Source organism: Stenotrophomonas sp. STEN240 (assembly GCF_056756175.1).
The window spans coordinates 18,284-39,379 of the sequence record NZ_JBRRBO010000041.1; the positions used below are offsets into that span (position 1 = coordinate 18,284).

General features: G+C 64.6%; 16 protein-coding genes. 8 read left to right on the forward strand and 8 right to left on the reverse strand.

The features are described 5' to 3' along the window. The first annotated feature begins 154 nt into the window (after positions 1-154). The 5 genes from ACVOKO_RS15385 (at position 155) to otsA (ending at position 8,514) form a co-directional block, all read left to right on the forward strand. On the forward strand, positions 155-2,587 hold the full coding sequence (locus ACVOKO_RS15385; protein WP_346499765.1) for a TonB-dependent receptor plug domain-containing protein: 2,433 nt from the start codon (positions 155-157) through the stop codon (positions 2,585-2,587). A gap of 341 nt (positions 2,588-2,928) precedes the next feature. Beyond that, complete coding sequence (locus ACVOKO_RS15390) at positions 2,929-4,260, forward strand: OmpA family protein (protein ID WP_346499766.1); 1,332 nt, start codon at positions 2,929-2,931, stop codon at positions 4,258-4,260. Between the two features lie 311 nt (positions 4,261-4,571). After that, positions 4,572-5,318 carry a trehalose-phosphatase gene (gene otsB, locus ACVOKO_RS15395; protein ID WP_346499767.1) on the forward strand — a complete coding sequence of 249 codons (747 nt, stop codon included), beginning with the start codon at positions 4,572-4,574 and terminating at the stop codon, positions 5,316-5,318. A 53-nt stretch (positions 5,319-5,371) separates the two neighbouring features. Next, positions 5,372-7,150, forward strand: a complete 1,779-nt coding sequence (locus ACVOKO_RS15400; RefSeq protein ID WP_346499768.1) for a glycoside hydrolase family 15 protein — start codon at positions 5,372-5,374, stop codon at positions 7,148-7,150. Then, positions 7,147-8,514: an alpha,alpha-trehalose-phosphate synthase (UDP-forming) gene (gene otsA, locus ACVOKO_RS15405; RefSeq protein WP_346499769.1), complete on the forward strand. Its 1,368-nt coding sequence runs from the start codon at positions 7,147-7,149 to the stop codon at positions 8,512-8,514. The genes ACVOKO_RS15400 and otsA overlap by 4 nt, the downstream gene beginning before the upstream one ends. Before the next feature lie 187 nt (positions 8,515-8,701). On the opposite strand, the gene ACVOKO_RS15410 is transcribed toward otsA, so the two are convergent. Genes ACVOKO_RS15410 through rluD form a run of 4 tightly spaced genes read right to left on the reverse strand, consistent with a single transcriptional unit; the run spans position 8,702 to position 11,400 of the window. Next, entirely contained in the window at positions 8,702-9,103 is a 402-nt protein-coding gene (locus tag ACVOKO_RS15410) for a thiol-disulfide oxidoreductase DCC family protein (protein WP_346499770.1), read from the reverse strand. Next, entirely contained in the window at positions 9,096-9,635 is a 540-nt protein-coding gene (locus ACVOKO_RS15415; protein ID WP_346499771.1) for a DUF4166 domain-containing protein, read from the reverse strand. The genes ACVOKO_RS15410 and ACVOKO_RS15415 overlap by 8 nt, the downstream gene beginning before the upstream one ends. Next, on the reverse strand, positions 9,632-10,411 hold the full coding sequence (pgeF, locus tag ACVOKO_RS15420) for a peptidoglycan editing factor PgeF (RefSeq protein ID WP_346499772.1): 780 nt from the start codon (positions 10,409-10,411) through the stop codon (positions 9,632-9,634). Before pgeF ends, ACVOKO_RS15415 begins: the two co-directional genes overlap by 4 nt. Next, on the reverse strand, positions 10,411-11,400 hold the full coding sequence (rluD, locus tag ACVOKO_RS15425; protein WP_346499773.1) for a 23S rRNA pseudouridine(1911/1915/1917) synthase RluD: 990 nt from the start codon (positions 11,398-11,400) through the stop codon (positions 10,411-10,413). The genes pgeF and rluD overlap by 1 nt, the downstream gene beginning before the upstream one ends. Before the next feature lie 117 nt (positions 11,401-11,517). Between rluD and ACVOKO_RS15430 the strand changes: the two genes are divergently transcribed. Continuing rightward, positions 11,518-12,402: an outer membrane protein assembly factor BamD gene (locus ACVOKO_RS15430; protein ID WP_057628762.1), complete on the forward strand. Its 885-nt coding sequence runs from the start codon at positions 11,518-11,520 to the stop codon at positions 12,400-12,402. A 435-nt stretch (positions 12,403-12,837) separates the two neighbouring features. Here the strand turns inward: ACVOKO_RS15430 and ACVOKO_RS15435 are convergent, their stop codons facing one another. The 4 genes from ACVOKO_RS15435 to sucC all read right to left on the reverse strand — a co-directional run bounded on the left by ACVOKO_RS15435 (position 12,838) and on the right by sucC (position 17,679). Then, positions 12,838-14,475: an NAD+ synthase gene (locus ACVOKO_RS15435; protein WP_346499774.1), complete on the reverse strand. Its 1,638-nt coding sequence runs from the start codon at positions 14,473-14,475 to the stop codon at positions 12,838-12,840. 1 nt (position 14,476) lies between these two features. Next, positions 14,477-14,857 carry an endonuclease domain-containing protein gene (locus tag ACVOKO_RS15440; protein WP_346499775.1) on the reverse strand — a complete coding sequence of 127 codons (381 nt, stop codon included), beginning with the start codon at positions 14,855-14,857 and terminating at the stop codon, positions 14,477-14,479. Positions 14,858-15,612: 755 nt separating this feature from the next. Beyond that, positions 15,613-16,488 carry a succinate--CoA ligase subunit alpha gene (sucD, locus tag ACVOKO_RS15445; RefSeq protein WP_057629766.1) on the reverse strand — a complete coding sequence of 292 codons (876 nt, stop codon included), beginning with the start codon at positions 16,486-16,488 and terminating at the stop codon, positions 15,613-15,615. A gap of 21 nt (positions 16,489-16,509) precedes the next feature. Continuing rightward, positions 16,510-17,679: an ADP-forming succinate--CoA ligase subunit beta gene (gene sucC / locus ACVOKO_RS15450; protein ID WP_346499776.1), complete on the reverse strand. Its 1,170-nt coding sequence runs from the start codon at positions 17,677-17,679 to the stop codon at positions 16,510-16,512. Between the two features lie 255 nt (positions 17,680-17,934). Between sucC and ACVOKO_RS15455 the strand changes: the two genes are divergently transcribed. Together ACVOKO_RS15455 and ACVOKO_RS15460 are read left to right on the forward strand one after the other, a co-directional pair. Continuing rightward, positions 17,935-19,560, forward strand: a complete 1,626-nt coding sequence (locus ACVOKO_RS15455) for a sensor histidine kinase (RefSeq protein WP_346499777.1) — start codon at positions 17,935-17,937, stop codon at positions 19,558-19,560. 58 nt (positions 19,561-19,618) lie between these two features. Then, complete coding sequence (locus tag ACVOKO_RS15460; RefSeq protein ID WP_346499778.1) at positions 19,619-21,022, forward strand: sigma-54-dependent transcriptional regulator; 1,404 nt, start codon at positions 19,619-19,621, stop codon at positions 21,020-21,022. The last annotated feature ends 74 nt before the right edge of the window (positions 21,023-21,096 follow it).

Below are 21,096 nucleotides of genomic sequence, written 5' to 3' on the forward strand. Positions count from 1 at the left end.
CATCCAAGGCACCGCAGGGGATATCGCGTTTGGTTATCAGCCGATTGCCAGCAGGACTTGCGCCGGCAGCGGTGTTAACGCGAAGATAATATATCGCTTCATCCGGATGGATGTAAGTGCAACTTCCTCCCCCCCTATCTGTTCCGGAGCTTCCATGTCCCGCCCCACCTCGGCCCCGCTCGGCCTGGCCATCGCGCTGGCGCTGTCTTCCCCCGCCTTTGCCCAGGACGCCCCGCAGGCGACCAACCTGGACACGGTGATCGTCACCGGTACCCGCGCCGTCGACCGCACCGTGCTGGAATCCACCGCACCGGTGGACGTGCTCAGCGCCGAGGACATCCGCAAGGCCGGCGTGGTCAACGGTGAGCTGGGCAGCGCGCTGCAGGCCTTGCTGCCCTCGTTCAACTTCCCGCGCCAGTCCAACTCCGGTGGCGCCGACCACGTGCGCGCCGCGCAGCTGCGCGGCCTGTCGCCGGACCAGGTGCTGGTGCTGATCAACGGCAAGCGCCGTCACAACAGCGCGCTGGTCAATACCGACAGCAAGATCGGCAAGGGCACCACGCCGGTCGACTTCAATGCCATCCCGGTCAGCGCGATCAAGCGCATCGAAGTGCTGCGTGACGGCGCCGGTGCGCTGTATGGCTCCGACGCGGTAGCTGGCGTGATCAACGTGATCCTCGACGACGCGCCGGAAGGCGGCGCCATAGAGGCCAGCTTTGGCGCACACCACACCGACCTCAAGCCGATCGACCGCACCCTCACCGATGGCCAGACCAGCTACTTCAGCGCCAAGGTTGGCACCGCGCTGACCGATGACGGTGGTTTCCTGCGCGTCGGCCTGGAACTGAAGAACCGCGAGGCCACCAACCGCGCCGGCTTCGACCAGATCCCGCCGTGGGAGGCGCAGACCGCCGACAATCTGGCCTTGGCCGGCAAGCGCAATTACTCGCTGGGCGATGGCGCCAGCAAGGACCTCAATGCCTGGTTCAACGCCGAGCTTCCGTTCGGCGCGACGTCCAAGGCCTATGCCTTCGGCACCTACAACCAGCGCGATACCGAAGGCGCCAACTATTTCCGCTACCCCGATGGCGAGGCCAACTGGAAGGAGTTGTATCCGAACGGTTACCGGCCCATTTCCGAGGGTGAAAACCTGGACGTGCAGTTGGTTGGCGGCGCGCGCGGGCAATGGGGCGAATGGAACTACGACGCCAGCCTCGACCACGGCCGCAATGAGTTCACTTACCGCCTGCGCGACTCGCTCAATGCCTCGCTGGGCCCGGCCAGCCCTACCCGCTTCAAGACCGGTGATTTCAGCTTCGCCCAGACCGTGGCCAATCTCGACGTCGGCCGCATCTTCGTGCGCGCCAACGACAGCCACAGCCTGGGTTTCGGCATTGAAGGCCGCCACGAGCGCTACGAAACCGGCGCCGGCGACCCGGCCAGCTACGCCGCCGGCCCCTATACCGACCGCCCGACCGGCTCGCAGGCCGGCGGTGGTTTGACCCCGCGGGACGAAGCCGATCTGTCGCGCGATGTGATCAGCGCCTACACCAGCCTGTCTTCGACTTTCGGCGAGAAATTCTCCACCGATATCGCCGCTCGCTACGAGCACTACGAAGATTTCGGCGGCGAGCTGACCGGCAAGATCGGCGCGCGCTACGCATTCGCCCCGGCATTCGCACTGCGCGGCTCGATCTCCAACAACTTCCACGCACCATCGCTGAGCCAGATCGGTTACGAATCCACCTCGACCGGTTACACCGCTGGCGGCCAGCTGGTGCAGGGCCGCCTGTTGTCGGTCAACAATCCAATCGCGCGTGCCCTCGGCGCAACCGACCTGAAGCCGGAAAAGTCGATCAACTACAGCCTGGGCTTCACCAGCCAGATCGGCAGCCATTTCGACCTGTCGCTGGACCTGTTCCAGATCGATATCGATGACCGCATCGCCTTGTCGGAGAGCATCACCGGCGACGCGCTGACCGACTTCGTGCAGCAGCAGTTCGGCGTCAGCGGTTTGCAGAGCGCGCACTACTTCGTCAACGCCGCCGACACCCGCACCCGTGGCGCCGAGTTTGTCGGCAACTGGCGGCAGTCGCTGGGCGATGGCGAACTGCTGCTGACCGGCACCTGGAGCTATGCCAAGACCGAGCTGAAGAATGTGCTGACAACCCCGGCGCAGCTGCTGGCATTGGACCCGGACTACGTGCTGTTCGGCGTGGAAGAAAGCAATACGCTGACCGATGCGGCACCGCGCACCCGCGCGCAGTTCGCCGCCAGCTGGGCCAATGACAGCTGGTCATTGAGCAGCCGGCTCAGCCGCCACGGCAGCGCCAAGCGCGTGTTCGATTTCGGTGACGGCTATGTGCCCACCCAGACCTACCAGGCCGAATGGCAGCTGGATGCGGAAGTCGAATACCACATCACCCCGCAGTGGAGTGTTGCCGTCGGAGGCCAGAACCTGACCGACAACTACCCGGACAAATCGAACGAGGACATCTACTACTTCGGCAACCTGCCCTACGACGTGCTGTCGCCGATTGGCAGCAATGGCGCGTACTGGTATGGGCGGGTGCGGTTTACGTTCTGATTTTCGGGGCGTTTTTCGGGAGGATTGCTTGCTTAAAGCCTCCCCTCACCCCAACCCCTCTCCCGCAAGCGGGAGAGGGGCTAATTCACTACGAGCGCAAGCGATGCGAGCCCCTCTCCCGCTTGCGGGGTGAAAGGAGCAGTTTGCGAACCACAGGTTCGCTGCTCCTTGAACGACCTTGCGTCAGCGCAAGGGCCGGGGCGCGGAGCGGGGGTTGGGGTGAGGGCAAGCTTCTAGCTAAAGGACCCCAAAAACCCGAATTCATCCAGCTTTAACAGCGCAAGGCGCTCCTTACGCCTGCCGGCTCATTCCAGCCCGGTTCATCCCTTGCGGAGGCGTATATGTTCGAGTCGTTGATTCGCGAAGCGGCCACCCGCTTTCATCTCGGCGACAATGCTGGGCGCCTGGTGCGTCAGCTTGTCGATGTCATTTTCGACCCTGCCACCGGCGGCTTCGCCGGCCTGCAAAAACGTTTTGCCGATGCCGGACTCGACAACCTGTTCTCTTCATGGATAGGCAGCACGCCCGGTGACAATGTCCTGCAACCGGATCAATTCAGTGCCGGCTTCGGCCAGAACCTCGCCGGCGGTATTGCCAGCAAACTCGGCATACCCGCAGCAGCGGTCAATATGGCGGGCGCGTGGCTGCTGCCCAAGATCATCGGGCAACTGACGCCTGGCGGCCGCATCCCCACCACCCGCCCTGCCGATTACGAACGTTGGTTCGGCACCACCACCCCCACCGCCGGATACAGCGGCGGCAGCACGGTGCCGGCCAAGGCCTCGGGCGGTTTCTGGAAATGGCTGATCCCGCTGATCCTGCTGCTTGCCGCATTCCTGCTGTTCCGCAGCTGCAAGAAGGAAGAAGCGGTCGCGCCGGCGCCAATGCAACCGGCTACCACCATGCAACCGGCAGCACCGGTAGCCCAGGCCAATCCGCGCTTCGGCTTCGAGAACGTGGACGGCAAGGTCACTGTCAGTGGCCAGGTCGCCACCGAGGCCGACAAGACCCGTTTGTGGGATGCGCTGAAAGCCAACTTCGGCGAAGGCAATCTGTCCGGCAACATCAATGTTGATGCAGCAACCCTGCCGGCGGGCTGGATGGACAAGCTGATCGCCGCGCTGCCGGAGTTGAAGGCCAAGGGCCTGAAGTTCGGCTTCGATGGCGACAAGCTCAGCGTCGACACCAGCGGCATGTCCGAAGCGGATCGTTTCAGCGTCAGCGACAAACTGCGCAGCCTCTTTGGTGGTTTTGAAATCAGCGGCCTGTGGGATCGCGCGGCAGCGGCATTGTCAGGACTCAAGGCCGGCTTCAGCGGCGATGACCTGGTCAAGGCACTGAACCTGATGAACATCTACTTCGACACAGGCTCGGCCACCATCACCCGCGACAGCATGGAAACACTGACCAGCGCCGCCAACGCGATCAAGCAGGCACCTGCAGGAACAAAGATCGAAGTGGGCGGGCATACCGACAATACCGGCGATGCCGCTGCCAACGTGACCTTGAGCCAGCAGCGCGCTGATGCTGTGGTCGCCAAGCTTTCGGAACTGGGGGTTGCTGCGGATGTGCTCACCGGCAAGGGCTATGGCCAGGAAAAGCCGCGTGCCAGCAATGACACCGACGAAGGTCGTGCGCAGAACCGCCGGATTGAGTTCTCGGTTAGCAAGTGATGTTCGCGTGGGTGGGTTTGCTTGCTTTCAGAGCGCCCTCACCCCAACCCCTCTCCCGTAAACGGGAGAGGGGCTCACATTGCTTGCGCTCGTAGTGCACTAGCCCCTCTCCCGTTGCGGGGGGAGAGGGAGCGCTTGCGAGCCATCGGTTCGCGCTCGCTCGAGCGCCCTTGCGCCAGCGCAAGGGCCGGGGCGCGGAGCGGGGGTTGGGGTGAGGGCAGCTCTGAAGCAAGTAAACCCAAAAGCACCTGCACCCAAACGCTTCACCCCAAATGACCTTCCTCTAACAACCCCTGCGGCATAGTGGCCGCATGCTTGATGACCTACAGCGACCGCCACCTCCGGCGCTGACAGCTGACGACGCACTGTTCCTCGACGTTGATGGCACGCTGCTCGCCTTTGCCGATCACCCGGAAAAGGTAGCGCCCGATTCGTCCCTGCGCACGCTGCTGGCCAGCGTGCAGCAGCATCTTGATGGTGCGTTGGCGCTGCTCAGCGGCCGCCCTGTCAGCCAACTGCAGACCATGTTTGCACCGTTGCGCCTGCCCATGGCGGGCTTGCACGGTGCGCAGCTGCTGGCCACAGCCGATGCGCAGCCTGCCGAATCCGACACCGCCGCATGGCTGCATGCACTGCATCAGCGCGCGATGCACTTAGCGCGTGCGCACCCTGGCGTGTTGATCGAAAACAAGGATCAGGCGCTGGCCCTGCACTGGCGCAATGCACCGCAAGCCGGCGATGCCGTCATCGCATTTGCCCAGGCTCAGTTGCCGCAGCTTTCCGGCGTACGCCTGCAACCAGGAAATCATGTCATCGAATTTGTCGGCAGCGGCCACGACAAGGGCCGCGCCCTGCAAGCCTTTATGCAGCACGAGCCATTCAAGGGCCGTCGCCCACTGTTCGTCGGCGACGACCTCACCGATGAGCACGGTTTTGCTGCCGCCCAGCAACTCGGCGGCATCGGCGTGCTGGTGGGCCAGCGCGAGAGCAGCCAGGCCCGCTGCGCCCTGCGCGACATCAGCGCCGTACATGCTTGGCTGCGTGCAGCCATTACCTGACCCATCCGGAGGACGCAGCGGCGCCAGTGGCGTTCGCGCAAAAGGAGAACGCAATGCAAGACGCCACCCTCGACCTTGGCGTAGTTGGCAACGGCAGTTTTGGTGCACTTATCGACAAACAGGCACGTGTGGTCTGGAGCTGCCTGCCCAGCTTCGATGGCGACCCGGCCTTCTGTGCCCTGCTCAACCCCAACCAGCAACCCGGAGGGGACTTCGGCATCGAGCTGGAGGATTTCCTCGACAGCGAACAGTCCTACCTGACCAATACCGCCATCCTGCGTACGGTGCTGCGTGACACGCATGGCGGTGCAGTGGAGATCATCGATTTCGCCCCGCGTTGGCGCCAGAACGGGCGTTTCTATCGGCCGGTCAGCCTGATCCGCCAGGTCACGCCGCTATCGGGCAATCCACGCATCGTGGTGCGCGCACGACCACTGGCCGAATGGGGTGCGCGGCAACCGGAAACCACCTGGGGCAGCAACCACATTCGTTGGCTGTTGCCGGATCTGGTCCTGCGCCTGACCACCGACGTACCGGTGCGCTTTGTCCGCGACGCCCTGCCCTTCGTGCTGAATCATCGCGTGCATCTGGTGCTGGGCGTGGACGAATCGCTCAACCGTTCGCTCAATGGCTATGTGCAGGAAGCCATGCAGCGCACCCGCGACTACTGGCGCGAATGGGTGCGCTATCTGTCGGTACCGCTGGAGTGGCAGGACGCGGTGATCCGCAGCGCCATCACCCTGAAGCTGTGCCAGTACGAAGACAGCGGCGCCATCATCGCGGCAATGACCACCTCCATTCCGGAGGCGCCGGGCAGCAGCCGCAACTGGGACTACCGCTATTGCTGGCTGCGCGATGCCGCCTTCGTGGTGCGCGCGCTCAACCGGCTCGGAGCTACCCGCACGATGGAGCAGTTCCTGGGCTACATCTTCAACCTGGCCACCCACGATGGCAGCCTGCAACCGCTGTACGGCATTGGTTTCGAGGCCAAGCTGGATGAGGACGAAGTCGCCACCCTGTCCGGCTACCGTGGCATGGGCCCGGTGCGGCGCGGCAACCTGGCCTGGGTGCAGCGCCAGCACGATGTCTATGGCAGCGTGGTGCTGGCCTCCACCCAGCTGTTCTTCGACCAGCGCCTGCAGGACCCGGGCGACGCGCATACCTTCGCGCGGCTGGAACCGCTGGGCGAACAGGCTTTCGCCCTGCATGACGTACCCGATGCCGGGCTGTGGGAGTTCCGTGGCCGCACGGAGGTGCACACCTATACCAGTGCGATGTGCTGGGCTGCCTGCGATCGGCTGTCCAAGATCGCAACCCGTTTGAAACTCGATGGCCGGGCCATCTACTGGCGCGAGCGCGCCAACCAGATCCACGCGCGGATCATGCACGAATCCTGGAGCGAAAAACTCGGCCACTTCACCGACACCTTCGGCGGGCACCGGCTCGATGCCTCGTTGTTGCTGCTGGCCGATATCGGCCTGATCGACGCCAACGATGCGCGCTTCATCGCCACGGTCGAGGCCATCGGCCGCGACCTGAAACACGGCAATGCGCTGTACCGCTATGTCGCCCCGGATGACTTCGGCACACCGGAGACCAGTTTCACCATATGCACCTTCTGGTACATCGATGCATTGGCCGCGATCGGGCGCATGGATGAAGCGCGCGAGATGTTCGAAATCCTGCTCCAGCAGCGCAACCATCTGGGCCTGTTGTCCGAGGACCTGACCTTCGACGGGCAAGCCTGGGGCAACTTCCCGCAGACCTACTCGCATGTGGGGCTGGTGATTGCCGCGATGCGCCTGTCGCGCAGCTGGCAGGAGGCATCGTGAGCCGATTGGTTGTGGTGTCCAACCGCGTTGCATTGCCCGGCGAAACCCGCGCCGGCGGGTTGGCAACCGGCTTGCTGGCAGCGCTGAGCGAGCGCGGCGGGCTGTGGTTCGGCTGGAGCGGGCGCAGCGTCAGCGGCGACAGTGGCGCGCTGCACGAAGCGCAGGACGGGCCCATCCGATACCTGACCATGGACCTGTCCAAGACCGACCTGGACAACTACTACAACGGTTTCGCCAACCGTGCACTGTGGCCGCTGCTGCATTTCCGCCTGGACCTGGTCGACTACGACCGGCGCAAGCGCGAGGGCTATTGGAAGGTCAACAGCCTGTTCGCCGACACGCTGGCACCGTTGCTGCGCGACGACGACACTGTCTGGATCCATGACTATCACCTGATCCCGCTGGCGGCCTTGTTGCGCGAACGCGGCGTCGGCTGCCGGATTGGTTTCTTCCTGCACGTGCCGGTGCCTTCGGCTGACCTGATGCAGGCATTGCCCGACCACCGTGCATTGTTCTCAGCGCTGTATTCCTACGATCTGCTGGGCTTCCAGACCCGGCGCGATGTGGACCGCTTCCAGTCCTACGTGCGCTTGTTTGGGGGCGGTCAACTCATAGACGGCGACTGGATCCGCACACCGGATGGCCGCCGCGTGCGTACCTCCGCCTTCCCGATCGGCATCGATACCGAACACATCGCCCGCCAGGCCCGCAGCGCGGCAAGCAACAAGGCCGTGCGTGACCTGCGGCAAAGCCTGCAGCACCGCAAGCTGGCCATCGGCGTGGACCGCCTGGATTATTCCAAGGGGCTGCCCGAGCGCTTCCATGGTTTCGAGCGCTACCTGCAGCGGTATCCGCGCGAAAAAGGCGAGATGACCTTCCTGCAGATCGCGCCGGTATCGCGTGGCAGTGTCAACGAGTACCGCAAGCTGCGCGGCGAACTGGAACGACTGGCCGGGCATATCAACGGCGGCCATGCGGAGGCGGATTGGACACCGCTGCGTTACGTCAACCAGAACTATGCGCACAGCACGCTGACCGGGTTCTACCGGCAGGCAGCAGTGGGGCTGGTGACACCGCTGCGCGACGGCATGAACCTGGTGGCCAAGGAATACATTGCCGCGCAGGATCCGGAGAACCCGGGCATGTTGGTGTTGTCGCTGCTGGCCGGCGCGGCCGACGAATTGAAGCAGGCGCTGCTGGTCAATCCGCATGACCTGGATGGCGTGGCCGATGCGATCGCAACGGCGGCCAACATGCCGCGCGCGGAACGCATCGAGCGTTGGCAGGTGATGATGGAGCACCTGCGTGCACACGATATCCATCGCTGGCGGCGGGATTATCTGTTGGCGTTGGAGGGGGCTTAGGCCTGGAGCAAAGGCAAGAGCTTGCCCTCACCCCAACCCCTCTCCCGCAGGCGGGAGAGGGGCTAGTGCACTACGAGCGCGAGCAATTCGAGCCCCTCTCCCGTTTACGGGAGAGGGGTTGGGGTGAGGGGAGGCTTCTAACAAGCAAACCCCAAGCAAACCCCAAGCAAACCCCAAACCAAAGCACTCAGTCCAAAAACCGCCCGCGCTGCTCCGCCGTCGGCAGAAAACAGCTGTCATGCCGCCCAAACCAGCGGTACCGGTTCCGCGCCAACCAGCGGTATGCAGGGTCCCGCAGCGCCGCCGGCAACACCCGCGCAAGCCCAGCCAAGCGCCATACCCCGCCCAACCCGGTCACCACCCGCAGGATCGCATCCGTGTCGGTATAGGCCACACCCTCGGCAACCAACAGAAACGACAGCGGGTCATCCGGGTCCAGCCCATGCGCAGCCAACAGCGCGCGCCCCTGCCCGCCCTGCATCGCCGCAAACCGGTAGCGCCCTTGGCGATCAAAGCGCAGCAGGAAATGTACCCAGCGGCTGCACAGTGCGCAGACGCCATCAAACACGATCACCGCCGGCTCAGCCATGCGACGGCTCCGGCAGCAGCCAGCCTTCGTAACGGATAAGCCGCCCGATCAACGGCATCGACACGTCCACCAGAAATTCATAACGCCCGCCATGCTCGCGCTCCCGGCAGTGCACCTGCGCAAACCAGCGTGCCGGCAGCGGCAACACCCCGAACGCCCAGGCGCGCTCGGCCCGCCACAGAATCTGACCGCCCTCTTCGCGCAGACCAAAGCGGAAACGCAGCGCGCCCAGTTGCTCGAACAGGCGGCCCTCGCGCTGCCATAGCCGCGAGGCCATGCGCGCAGGGCCAAACTGCCGGTTCCAACGCTCCCCGCCGGCGTCGATCACGAACTCCACCGTCACCGGTACCGCCGAGGTCGGCGGCAAGCGCGCCAGCCAGGCGCAGGGGCCAACCAGCCAATGACTGCCGCGCAGCACCTCGCCCTGCCCGCTCCAACGCTGATGCGCGGGAATGGAATGCAGGGCCCGTACCTGTGGCGGCAGCTGCTCGAACGCAGGGCCGAGCACCTGCGCGAACAGCGGCGTGTTCACGGCGCCATCCACACCAGCGTGGCGATGCGCCCGCTGCGGCGATCACGCCGGTGCGAGAACCAGCGCTGCGGATCGGCCATGGTGCACAGCTCGCCGCCGTGAATGGCCGCAGACTGCATGCCAGCTGCCATCAGCCGCTGCCGGGCCAGCCCGGGCAGATCCACCTTCCAGTGACCGGGCCGGGTAGCGACGAAATGCTGCTCAGCGGCGCTGGAATGCGCCAGGAAGGCCTCGCGCACGTCCACGCCGACCTCGTACAGGGCCGGCCCGGCCGCAGGGCCTATCCACGCTACCAGCGCCTCAGCGGGTGTGTGCATGGCGGCCAGGGTGTTTTCCAGCATGCCGCGCGCCAAACCACCCCAGCCGGCATGGGCTGCGGCCACTTCACTGCCATCACGGGCGGCGAACACCACCGGCAGGCAGTCGGCGGTGAGGATGGCCAGCACCACCCCTGGCACCGAGGTCACCGCCGCATCGGCGGTCGGTTCGGCTTCCAATCCTTGGGCCTGCGGCGGCGCATCGAAGCGTACGACGTCGCTGCTGTGCACCTGGCGCAGCCAGTGCGCGGCCGAGGGCAGCTTTGCCAATTGCTGCAGTTCATCGCGATTGCGCTGCACCTGGGCCGGATCGTCGCCATCGGCGGCGGTCCGGTTGCCCAGGTTGAAACTGTCAAACGGGGGCTGCGAGCCGCCGGCGCCGTAGCGCGTGGTGGTGAAGGCCTGCACCCCTGCGGGGGCAGGCCAGTCGGCCAGCCACAACGGACCCGCCTGCGCCATTACCAGCGGCCTCGTTCGCGCTCGGCAAAGGCCTTGGAGTCCTCACGCAGCGCTTTGATCAGCGCCTGCAGATCGGCCGGCACCGGTGCGGTATTGCTGATGGTCTCGCCGGTGATCGGGTGCTGGAACTCCAGCGTCTCGGCGTGCAGGGCCTGGCGCTTGAAGCCGCGCAGCTTCGCGACCAGCTCATCGGTAGCGCCCTTGGGCAGCTTCAACGAACCGCCGTACAGCGGGTCGCCGACGATGGCGTGCTTCAGGTGCGCCATGTGCACGCGGATCTGGTGGGTGCGGCCGGTTTCCAGACGGCATTCCAGCGCGGTGTGGGCGCGGAAACGCTCGCGCAGGCGGTAATGCGTGACCGCTTCCTTGCCGTCCTCGCGCACGCCCATTTTCAGGCGGTCGCGCGCATGGCGGTCAATCGGGGCGTCAGCCGTGCCACCGGCGACCAGCGCGCCTACCACCACCGCCAGGTACTGGCGGTGCACCTCACGTGCGGACAGCTGCTCGACCAGCGCGGTCTGCGCCTGCACGGTACGGGCCACCACCATCACCCCGCTGGTGTCCTTGTCCAGGCGGTGGACCACGCCGGCGCGCGGCACCTTGGCGATCTGGGGGTCACGGAACAACAGCGCGTTGAGCAGGGTGCCGGTCGGATTGCCTGCGCCCGGGTGGACCACCAGGCCGGCCGGCTTGTCGATCACGAACACGTGTTCGTCCTCGTACAGCACGGACAGGGGGATGTCCTCCGGCAAGGCGTGGACTTCGACCTCCAGCACCGCATTCAGGGTGGCGATCTCGCCACCGCGGACCGGGTCGCGGGGCCGTACCAGCTCGCCATCGAGCAGAACTGCGCCGGATTTGATCCATTCGGTGAGGCGCGAACGGGAGAATTCGGGGAACAATTCGGCCACGACCGCATCGAAGCGACGACCGGCGGCGGAATCGGGAACCTGCGCGTGGCGCGGGCTGGAAGAGGTGTTCTCGGACATGGGCAAAGACCGGCTAAAGACGAAATTATGGGGTCCAAACGACAACAGTCAGTCGCAGGACAGGCCACTAGGCTATCATCGCCCCTTCGTATTCCTGCCGCGTCCTGCCCTGAACCCATGATCCGACGCTCCTCGCTGCTGTCCGCGCCCGTCCGCCTCACCGCCCTGCTGCTGGTTTTGGTCTTCGTCGCCACTGGCTGCCACCGCGGCGCCAAGAAGGACGCCGACGAAGGCGCGCCGGTCGAACAATTGTTCGAAAAGAGCCACAAGCTGATGGAGGGCGGCAACTGGTCCGGCGCCGAAAACAGCTTCAAACGCCTGATTGCGCAGTATCCGTACGGTCCGTACACCGAGCAGGCGATGATCGAAAGCGCCTACGCCCAGTACAAGGCCGGCAAGAACGATGACGCCGTGTCGAGCATCGACCGCTTCATCCGCACCTACCCGACCCACCGCAACATCGCGTATCTGTACTACCTGCGCGGTCTTGCCAACGGCAACCGCGATACGGTTTTCCTGCGCCGCGTATGGTCCCTGGACCCGAGCCGCCGCGACCTGTCGACCCCGCGCCAGGCCTATGCCGATTTCAACATCGTCACCGAGCGCTACCCGAACAGCCGCTACGCCGCCGATGCGCGCCAGCGAATGGTCGAACTGCGCGACATCTTCGCCCAGCACGAGCTGGACGACGCCCTGTACTACGCCCGCCGCGGCGCCTGGGTGTCCGTGGTTGGCCGCGCCAACTACCTGCTTGAGACCTACCCGCAGAGCGCCTTCCAGTACGACGCGGTAGCGCTGCTGGGCGAGGCCTACACCCACCTGGGCAACAAGACCCTGGCCGACGACGCCCGTCGCGTGCTTCAGCTGAACCAGCCGGAACACCCGTGGCTGGCCGGCAACTGGCCGAAGTACCCGTGGATGATCCGCAAGCTCAACCCGTTCGCTGGTGAGCGTTCGGTGGCCACTGGCCAGAGCAACGCCACGATGAACCGCGGCAAGTAAGCCGTTGCGACATTGCTGGTGATTGGAAAGGGGCCTTTGGGCCCCTTTCTTGTTTCTGGCTTTGGGCTTTGGGCTTTGGGCTTTGGGCTTTGGCTTTGGCTTTGGCTTTGGCTTTGGCTCTGGCTCTGGCTGTGGCTGTGGCTATGGCTGTGGTATTCCCTTCTCCCGCCTGCGGGGGAAGGTGCCCGAAGGGCGGATGGGGGGAGCTTTGGGCTTTGGGCTTTGGGCTCTTGGCTTTGGAACTTCGGCAATACTTGCCTCAGTTCACCATCCCACTTCCATCCTGCCCTCACCCCAACCCCTCTCCCGCGTGCGGGAGAGGGGCTCGCATTGTTTGCTCTCGCAGTGCTCCAGCCCCTTCGCGCGCAGGGTGAATGGTGCAGAACGACAGAGGAGCCTTGCGGCCCCTCTGTCTGCACCACATCCACCCGCAGCTCAGCTGCGGTAGCCGTTGGTGATCGGATAGCGCCGCTCGCGGCCAAAAGCGCGTCGCGACACCTTGGGGCCTGGCGCGGCCTGGTGGCGCTTCCATTCACTGATGCGCACCAGCTTCAGCACCCGGTCAACCACTTCCGGCGCGTAACCGGCACCGACGATATCTTCGCGCGACTGCTCCTGGTCGATATAGCGGTACAGGATGCCGTCCAGCACATCGTAGGCAGGCAGCGAGTCCTGGTCGGTCTGGTTGTCACGCAGTTCGGCCGAAGGCGCCCGCGTGATCACCGCCGGCGGGATCACCGGCGCGCCGCCCACCGTATTGCGCCACTTGGACAAGCCATAGACCTCCGTCTTGTACAGGTCCTTCAACGGCGCATAGCCACCGCACATGTCGCCGTAGATGGTGGCGTAGCCCACCGCATACTCGCTCTTGTTGCCGGTGGTCAACAGCAGGCCGCCGAACTTGTTGCTCAGCGCCATCAGGATCACGCCACGGCTGCGCGACTGCAGGTTCTCCTCGGTGACATCAGCCGCCTGGCCTTCGAACATCGCCGACAGCGACTGCATCAAGCCCTGGAAGGCAGGCTCGATCGGCACCGTTTCCAGCTTCACGCCCAGCGCGCGGCACTGTTCCACCGCCAGGTCGTTGGACAGATCGGCGGTATAGCGCGAGGGCATGCTGACCGCGGTGACGTTATCCGCGCCCAGCGCATCCACCGCCATCGCCAATACCAGTGCCGAATCGATACCACCGGACAGCCCCAGCCATACCTTGCTGAAGCCGTTCTTGCGGCAATAGTCCTGGATACCGCGCGTCACCGCGCGCCAGGCCAGCGCATCCATGCTCTCATCGCCATCGTCGATCCAATGCAGCGGCATGAAGCTGCGCGCGGCGACGTTGTACTCGACCACCAGCATTTCTTCGCTGAAGGCGACTGCGGCCGGGTGCACCGTCCCGTCACCATCGGCCACCACCGACGCGCCGTCGAACACCACCGCATCCTGGCCACCCACGGTATTGACGTAGGCGATGGCCACCCCGGTATCGCGGCTGCGCTCTGCCAGCAGCGCATCGCGCTGGGCGTGCTTGCCACGCTCGTACGGTGATGCGTTTGGCACCAGCACCAACTCGGCGCCGGCCTTGGCGGTTGCCGCCAGGGGTTCCGGGAACCACAGGTCCTCACAGATCACCAGGCCCAGCTGCACGCCGTTGACCTCGAAGACGCAATTGCCGCCGTCCGGGTCCACATCGAAGTAGCGACGCTCATCGAACACCGCGTAGTTGGGCAGCTCGCGCTTGCGGTAGGTGTGGGCGATTGCGCCCTCACGCAGCACGCTGGCCGCGTTGTAAACCACCGCGCCAGCACTTTGCGGCCAACCGACCACGGCAACGATGCCCTGCGCTTCGGCTGCAACCCGCGCCAGCGCCTGCTCGCAGCTGCGCAGGAAGCCCGGCCGCATCAGCAGGTCTTCCGGCGGATAGCCGCTGATGGCCAGTTCCGGAAACAGCACCACCTCGGCACCGTATTCGTCACGCGCCTCGTGCATCAGCTCGATGATGCGGCTGGCGTTGCCGTCCACGTCCCCGACCGGGAAATCGAACTGGGCCAGGGCGATGCGTAGCGATTGGGACATATCAACAACCTTCTGCTTGGCCCCGCACCCTGCGGGGGCTTGGTGTTGCCAACGCCGCGCGCAGGATGCTTTCGCAGACCGCGGCAGTGTGGCTCAGGGCTTCATTATTCCAGAAGCGCAGCACACGGTAGCCGTTGCGGTGCAGGAAGGCGTCACGGCGCGGGTCATTGGGGTCGGTGGCGTGCTGGCTGCCGTCCAGTTCGATCACCAGTTTGTGCGCCAGACAGGCGAAATCCACGACATAGGGGCCGATGGGGTGTTGGCGGCGGAACTTGAAGCCGACCAGGTGGCGGCTGCGGAGGAAGTACCAGATGCGCCGCTCGGCATCTGTCATGCGCCGGCGCAGGGCACGGGCGCTATTGGTTTTACTGCCTTTGCGCATGGACGTCTCCTTGTGGGGAGACGATTGCCTGGGAGGGCAATGGCTGGAATCGGGGAAACAAGGCTTTCGGTTGGGAAGATTCCCGCCTCTTCATGCGATCTGGGCCGGAGGCTGGGAAGCCAAAGCAGAAGCTTGCCCTCACCCCTACCCCTCTCCCGCAAGCGGGAGAGGGGACAGCAACGGCTAGAACCGAGAACACAGCCACAGCTAAAGCCAAAGCCAAAGCCAAAACCACAGCCCCAGCCCCAGCCCCAGCCCCAGCCCCAGCCAAAGCCAAAGCCACAGCCAAAGCCAACACCAAAACCAGAGCAAAGATTCAAAGCCCGAGCAAAGGGCGGAGTTCCGCTTTTGGCTCGGACTCGGACTCGGACTCGGACTCGTGCTCGGGATCGGGATCGGGATCGGGATCGGGATCGGGATGGGGATCGGGCTGTGGCTTTGGCTTTGGCTTTGGCTTTGGCTTTGGCTTTGGCTTTGGCTGTGGCTGTGGCTTTGGCTGTGGCTGTGGCTGTGGCTTTGGCTGTGGCTTTGGCTGTGGCTTTGGCTTTGGCTTTGGCTTTGGCTATGGCTTTGGCTGTGGCTTTGGCTGTGGCTGTGGCTTTGGCTTTGGCTTTGGCTGTCCCCTCTCCCGCCCGCGGGAGAGGGGTAGGGGTGAGGGCAAGCTCTTGCCCTTGCTCTTGCCCCGCCCTCCCCCAACCCCAAAAACAAGAAAGGCCACCCGAAGGTGGCCTCTCTCAAATCACTGAAGCGCAGTCTTACTTGACCAGCTTCGCGATAGCAGCGCCCAGGTCGCCCGGCGAACGGACGGTGACAACGCCAGCAGCTTCCATCGCTGCGAACTTGCCCTCAGCCGTGCCCTTGCCGCCCGATGCAATCGCACCAGCGTGGCCCATGCGCTTGCCGGCCGGAGCCGACGCACCAGCGATGAAGCCGACAACCGGCTTCTTCACGAACTGCTTGATGTACTCGGCACCGGCTTCTTCAGCGTCGCCGCCGATTTCGCCAACCATGATGATGCCTTCGGTCTGCGGGTCTTCGTTGAACAGCTTCAAGCAGTCAACGAAGTTCAGGCCGTTGATCGGGTCGCCGCCGATACCGATGCAGGTCGACTGGCCCAGGCCGACTTCCGTGGTCTGCTTGACCGCTTCATAGGTCAGGGTGCCCGAACGCGACACGATGCCGATCTTGCCCGGCATGTGGATGTGGCCCGGCATGATGCCGATCTTGCACTCGCCCGGAGTGATGACGCCCGGGCAGTTCGGCCCGATCAGCACGGTGTCCGGATGCGAACGGGTCAGCACGTTCTTGACGCGCAGCATGTCCAGCACCGGAATGCCTTCGGTGATGCAGACGATGACCTTGATGCCGGCAGCTGCGGCTTCCAGGATCGCGTCAGCCGCGTACGGCGGCGGCACGTAGATGACCGATGCGTCAGCATGGGTGCTCTCGACGGCCTCGGCCACGGTGTTGAACACCGGCAGGTCGATGTGGGTGGTACCACCCTTGCCCGGGGTCACGCCGCCAACAACCTTGGTGCCGTACTCAACCATCTGAGTGGCGTGGAAGGTGCCCTGCTGGCCGGTAAAGCCCTGCACGATCACCTTGGTGTTCTTGTTAATCAAAACAGACATTGGATTTCCTTCGGTGACGGATCAGGCGGCGTTCTTGACAGCTTCAACGATCTTCTTGGCGCCGTCGTTGATGTTGTCAGCCGGGATGATGGCCATGCCGCTGTCACGCAGCAGCTGCTTGCCTTCTTCCACGTTGGTGCCTTCCAGGCGCACCACGACCGGAACCTTGACGCCCACTTCCTTCACGGCAGCAATGATGCCTTCGGCAATCATGTCGCAGCGGACGATGCCGCCGAAGATGTTGACGAAGATGCCTTCGACCTTGTCCGAGGACAGGATCAGCTTGAACGCTTCGATCACGCGCTGCTTGTTGGCACCGCCGCCCACGTCCAGGAAGTTCGCCGGCTCGCCGCCGTTGAGCTTGATGACGTCCATGGTGGCCATGGCCAGGCCTGCGCCGTTGACCATGCAGCCGATGTTGCCGTCCATGGTGACGTAGTTGATGTCCAGCTCCGAAGCGATCACTTCGGTCGGGTCTTCCTGGGTCTTGTCGCGCATGGCAACCAGAGCCTTCTGACGGAACGCGGCGTTGTCGTCGCTGTCGAACTTGCCGTCCAGCGCGTACAGGTTGCCGTCGTCCAGGATGGCCAGCGGGTTGATTTCAACCAGCGCCAGGTCCTTTTCGTTGAACAGGCGGTACAGGTTCACCATGATGTTGGCGAACTGGCCAGCCTGCTTGGCGGTCAGGCCCAGCTTGAAGCCGAAATCACGGCCGTGGTAACCCTGCACGCCTTCAACGAAGTCGACGTTGAGCGAGTGGATCAGCTCGGGGGTTTCAGCAGCAACCTGCTCGATCTCCACGCCGCCTTCCGAAGAAGCGATGTAGGTGATGGTCTTGGTGCCACGGTCAACCAGCACCGACAGGTACAGCTCCTTGACGATCTCACCGGCGGTGGTCACCAGCACCAGGTTGACCGGCAGCTCGACGCCGGCAGTCTGGTAGGTAGCCATCTTGGTGCCGAGCATCTTGGCCGCAGCGGCCTTGACGTCGTCGGTGGTCTTGCAGAACTTGACGCCGCCAGCCTTGCCGCGGCCGCCAGCGTGGATCTGAGCCTTGACCATCCAGGGGCCCTGGCCCAGCGACTGGGCAGCAGCTACAGCCTCGTCCGGGGTCGCAGCGACCTTGCCGGCCGGGACCGGGATGCCGTATTCGGCAAGCAGTTGTTTTGACTGGTACTCGTGAAAATTCATGCGTCACCGTGGGAATAGGAACGACCGCACGCAACCACAGGGCCGAAACTGGCCAACTTGCAGGGCGGGCGGGCCCAATATTGTCGCCGACGGCGGCCCGGCACGCAAAGAAGTCTGTACAAATCGCCAAGAACGGCACGTCTTTGCCTGTTAATTCAGCTACTTGCCGATGATTGCCGGGCAGGTCGCCAAGCCCCCCGCCCGGTGGCCGGCGCACCTATACTGGCGTGATTACGCTTGGATAGGAGATCCGGCTTGGCCCCCAGTCCGTCGATCATCGACCGCATCGAATCCATCCCAACGCGCGAGCTGTACTTTTTTGCGTTGTACCGGGTGCTGGTCGCTGCACTGCTCAGCGCGCTGGTATTCGGGCCATTGACCTCGATGGTGGGCGAGGCGCACCAACCGCTGCTGGCGCAGACAGTCTCCATCGCCTACCTGCTGGTGTCGGCAGCCCTGCTGCTCTGGGGCCGCAACGCACGCTGGCTGCAGCGCATCGTGTTTGGCAGTGTGGTGATCGACATCATCGCCGCCACCCTGCTCAGCCACGCCCTGCCCGGCGCCAGCGCTGGCATCTCGATGTCGCTGCTGTTCAACATCGCGGCAGCCGGCCTGCTGCTGCCCTTGTCGCCCGCGCTGCTGCTTGCGTTGCTGGCCTGCGCGGCCAGCATTGCCGAATATATCTGGCAGATGCTGGAAGGCAGCCAGAACACCCGCACCCTGGCCGAGCTGGCAATGTTCGTGACCAGCTACCTGGCGCTGACCTTCATTGCCTACCAGATCGGCAGCCGCACCCGCCGCACCCAGCAGCTGGCCGACCAGCGCGGCGTGGAAGTAGCCAACCTGTTCGAAGTGAACGAGCTGATCATCCGCCGCATGCGCACCGGCGTGCTGGTAGTGGACACCAATGGCCGCATCACCCTGGCCAATGAAGCGGCCACCGCCCTGCTCGGCGACATGGAAGGCGCTCTGGCCATCGACCGGGTCGCGCTCAGCATCGCCTCGCCCGAGCTGGCGCGACGCCTGCAACGCTGGCGCAATGGCTGGCACGAAGACGAACCGCCGCTGCAGCTCGCCCCCGAGCAGGCCGAAGTACTGCCACGCTTTGCCCGCCTGCTGGCCGACAGCGACATGTCGCTGATCTTCCTGGATGACACCACGGTGGTCTCGCGCCGGGCCGAATCGCTGACGCTGTCCACCCTGGGCCGGTTCTCGGCGAGCCTGGCCCATGAGATCCGCAACCCGCTGGCGGCGATCAACTACGCCACCCAGTTGCTGGAGGAATCGGAGGACCTGGGTGAGGCCGACCGGCGTCTGCTGCAGATCATCCACCAGCAATGCCAACGTACCAACGGCATCGTCGAAAGCGTGCTGGCGCTGGCCCGGCGCGAACGTGCGAACCCGGAGAACCTCGACCTGGTCGCCTTCGTACGGCGTTTCGTGCTCGAATACCGGCAGACCCTTTCACTGGAAAACGACAGCCTGGAAGCGGTGATCCGCGAGCCGTCGGTGGTGGCCATGATGGACCCGCGGCATCTGCACCAGGTGCTGACGGCGCTGGTCCACAACGCCCTCAAATATGGGCGCATCGCCGAGGAGCCAGCGCGGATCCGCCTGCGTGTCGCCTCGGCCGGGCGCAACGCGGTGATCGACGTGATGGACCGCGGCCCCGGCATTCCCGATGCCATCGCCAGCCAGCTGTTCCGGCCGTTCTACACCACCTCCGAGCACGGCACCGGGCTGGGCCTGTATATCGCCCGCGAACTTTGCAGGGCCAACCAGGCCCAGCTGGACTACGTGTCCATTCCCGCTGGCGGCGCCTGCTTCCGGCTGACCCTGAGCACCCCTAAAACCGCGTTTACCCGCAGTGAGCGCCAATGATCCATTTTTCGATGCAATCGTTTGTAGACATGCCTCTACCTCGGCTATCGTTCCATTCATGAACGCAACACACAGCGCCCTGATCGTCGACGACGAACGCGACATCCGCGAATTATTGGTCCTCACCCTCGGCCGGATGGGCCTGCGGATCAGCACCGCCGCCAACCTCGCCGAGGCCCGGGAACTGCTCGCAAGCAACCATTTCGACCTGTGCCTGACCGACATGCGCCTGCCCGACGGCAATGGCATCGAGCTGGTGACCGAGATCACCCGCGACCATCCTGCTACACCGGTGGCGATGATCACCGCCTTTGGCAGCATGGACCTGGCGGTGGAGGCCCTGAAGGCCGGCGCCTTCGACTTTGTCAGCAAGCCGGTGGACATCAATGTGCTTCGCGGCCTGGTCCGCCATGCCATCGAGCTGAACAACGAAGCCCGGCCCAGCACCCCGCCACCGCCGGAAAACGCGACCCGCCTGCTCGGCAGCTCGCCGGCCATGGACGAATTGCGCGCAACCATCGGCAAGGTCGCGCGCAGCCAGGCCCCGGTTTACATCCTGGGCGAGTCCGGCGTCGGCAAGGAGTTGGTTGCCCGCACCATCCACGACCAGGGCGCGCGCGCGGCCGGGCCGTTCATTCCGGTCAACTGCGGTGCCATCCCCGGCGAATTGATGGAAAGCGAGTTCTTCGGCCATCGCAAGGGCAGCTTCACCGGCGCCCATGCCGACAAACCCGGCCTGTTCCAGGCTGCAAACGGGGGCACCCTGTTTCTGGATGAAGTGGCCGAACTGCCGCTGCAGATGCAGGTCAAGCTGCTGCGCGCCATCCAGGAAAAATCGGTCCGCCCGGTGGGCGCGGCCACGGAAGTCACCGTCGATGTGCGCATCCTCTCGGCCACCCACAAAGACCTGGGCACGCTGGTGCAGGACGGGCGATTCCGCCATGACCTGTACTACCGCATCAATGTGATCGAACTACGGGTACCGCCGCTGCGGGAACGCCGCAGCGACCTGCCGCAACTGGCCGGCACCATCCTGCAGCGGTTGGCGCAATCGCAAGGCCAGAAGCCCCCGCATCTGGCCGCCTCGGCATTGGAAGCGCTGGATGCCTATTCTTTTCCCGGCAACGTCCGCGAACTGGAAAACATCCTCGAGCGCTCGCTGGCCCTGGCCGATGGCGACCGCATCGACGCCAGCGACCTGCGCCTGCCGCAGCCGCAGAGCGCGGTGCAACGTACTGCTGTCGACGGCACTGCGGCAGCCGCCGTTACCGTCGTCCAGGAAGCCGTTGTAGACATCGACCCGACCAACGCCGCCCTGCCCTCCTACATCGAGCAGATGGAGCGCACGGTCATCCAGAAGGCGCTGGAAGAGAATCGCTGGAACAAGACCAAGACCGCCGCCCAGCTGGGCATCACCTTCCGTGCGCTGCGCTACAAGCTGAAAAAGCTGGGCATGGAGTAAGGCGGCCCCCAGCACCAAGGTAGAGCCGAGCCATGCTGCGCGGGGGGTGTTACGGGCAAGCCTCAGCCGAGCCG